The 1,043-nt window shown below is 69.5% G+C and carries 1 protein-coding gene and 2 pseudogenes; 2 read left to right on the top strand and 1 reads right to left on the bottom strand.

Annotated features, from left to right (window positions below; translation table 11 throughout):
* Window positions 1–614: pseudogene (locus tag ABZ749_RS35625) on the bottom strand (hypothetical protein); the annotation flags it as partial.
* Window positions 615–683: 69 nt separating this feature from the next.
* Here ABZ749_RS35625 and ABZ749_RS35620 point away from each other — a divergent pair.
* Window positions 684–902: a DUF397 domain-containing protein gene (locus ABZ749_RS35620; protein WP_124817462.1), complete on the top strand. Its 219-nt coding sequence runs from the start codon at window positions 684–686 to the stop codon at window positions 900–902.
* A gap of 48 nt (window positions 903–950) precedes the next feature.
* Window positions 951–1,043: pseudogene (locus ABZ749_RS35615) on the top strand (ABC transporter permease subunit); the annotation flags it as partial.

The following is a 1,043-nucleotide window of genomic DNA, read 5'->3' as shown; positions in this document are numbered from 1 at the left end:
GCCGAGGACTCTGCCCGGTTCGGCGTTCCGGTTCCGGCGCAACGTGGGTAGACGCATCGTGACCATCCTGGCATGTGAGGCAGGCTTTTCTGTCGGGCGAACTCCCAACGCCCGGGGGCCGGGTTGGCCGCCAGCTCGGCGTTGCCCGCGACGATCCACTGCGACGGCGCGGTGACCGAGAGGGTGATCGGGGCCTTGAGGTCGGGCTGGTCGAAGGCGGCGAAGATGCGCTGCGCGTTGTCGAGGAACGACATGGCGTAGAGGTACGTCTCGCCGTCGGCCGGGTCGACGAAGCGGTGCATCCCCTCCCCCGTCTTCGAGTACGCCATGTCGGCCTCGACGACGAGCGTGTTCTCCTCGGCCAGCCCGTCGAGCGGCAACCGGTTGTCGGTGTGCAGGCCGGGGTCCAGGTCACGGTGGTTGAGGCGTACACCGTGCAGTGTGACGGGCCTGACCTCGACGAAGGTCGCGGCGCCGGCGGTGGCCCGGAACCGGATCTCGACGCGGGAGCGGAACAGGTCGCCGCCAGCGGTCAGGTCGAGGTCCACCTGATAGGACTCGACAGTAATCGCCGCGCCACGCGCGGTCGCCTCTACACGGGTCAGGCTCGGCATCCGCTTATCCTGCCCGATGGGGATCGGCACCCGGTCACCACACGACCCTCGGCACTGGAGGAAAGAACCATGGCGCAGCACCCCAAGGGCGACTTCGACCTCTCTCGGGCGGTCTGGCAGCGGGCCGAGGGGGACACCTCCGACAGCGCCGTCGAGGTCGCCTTCGTCGACGATCTGATCGGGATGCGCAACTCGGCCGAGCCGAACGGGCCGGTGCTGGTCTTCACCCAGGCCGAGTGGGACGCCTTCGTGGCCGGCGCGCAGGACGGCGAGTTCGACCTGGACTGACCGCGCCCGCCGACCAGTCGGTGGTGGATCGCCGTGCCGGTGCCCGTGGTCCCCCGCGAGCTGGACGAGTCGGCCACCGTGGACGGCGCCTCACACGCCCAGGTCTTCTTCCGGATCATGCTGCCGTTGGTGGCACCGATC

The sequence above is a fragment of the Micromonospora sp. NPDC047753 genome (assembly GCF_040642735.1).
GTDB lineage: Bacteria > Actinomycetota > Actinomycetes > Mycobacteriales > Micromonosporaceae > Micromonospora.
The sequence above is the reverse complement of the archived record's forward strand: the minus strand, read 5'-3'. Positions and strand labels throughout refer to the sequence as shown.

Excerpts from the sequence above, each read along its gene's own strand:
- ABZ749_RS35620 (WP_124817462.1), top strand. The coding sequence starts at position 684 with ATGGCGCAGCACCCCAAGGGCGACTTCGACCTCTCTCGGGCGGTCTGG.